An 872-nucleotide genomic window follows, 5' to 3' on the forward strand; every position below is an offset into this window, starting at 1 on the left:
GCCTTACCTATGGCGGAAAGATGACAATGTCCACGTAACAATAAAGCCATGGGTATCCACAGCAAGCTGGCTGGTCTCCAGCTTTTCTTGGCGGATGACACCTTCAATGGCCACGCCCGCCTGGCGCTCATTGAGCACAAAGGGCTGCGCATGGAAGATGCCCCACCGGTCTTTTACATGGGAGTAGATTCCAATGGAAGGTGTGTTGCGCCGAGGATCAAGCCGGGCTTGCCACACCCGTTTGGTGGTCTCCATGCTCATCATGTCAGAAGATGCCAAATCGGACCGCCCCCAGGTGGCGGCAATCGGGTGTCGCTGCATGAATTCCAGCACAGCCTGGCAGGCCTGGCTCAGACGCCGTTCGTCCCGCGCCCAGCGCATGGCCTGGCGAATGCTGGTGGCAGACAATTGCGGAATCATGCGCGCGCATTCGACCGCAGTCAGACTGGTGCCGTGGGCCATGATGCCGGCATAGACCATCAGCAGCTCGTCGGTAGAGCGCGGCTCACGTCCGAGCATGATCCAGCTAAAGCGCACCTGGGCGTCAACGGCCAGAATCACTTCCGGCAATTGAACCTCACCGATGCGGTGATCCAAAGCCGCGCGCAGCTTGGTCACTTCTGGGTCTTCGTCCTCTGCGGGCAATGGCGACAAATGGAGTTCATCATCCACGCGCAGTACGCCACTGCGGGCTGCAGCGGCCACCGCATCGACACCGGCAGTTACTCTGGCCAGCAAAGGCTTCAAGAAAGTGGCAGCCTTGCTGGGTAACGATAGACGGGCATAGTGTTTCTTGGACTCTGCCTGCCAACGCTCGTCCGTGAAGAACAAGCGCGCACGACCCCGAAAGCTCAGGCTGTGCTCAATCCAGA

1 pseudogene is annotated in these 872 nt (G+C 59.3%); it reads right to left on the reverse strand.

Going from position 1 to position 872, the window contains the following annotated elements:
- Positions 1-42 precede the first annotated feature (42 nt).
- Positions 43-872: pseudogene (locus tag ABDB81_RS30405) on the reverse strand (Tn3 family transposase); the annotation flags it as partial.

Source organism: Cupriavidus sp. DL-D2, from assembly GCF_039710735.1.
Classification (GTDB): Bacteria; Pseudomonadota; Gammaproteobacteria; order Burkholderiales; family Burkholderiaceae; genus Cupriavidus.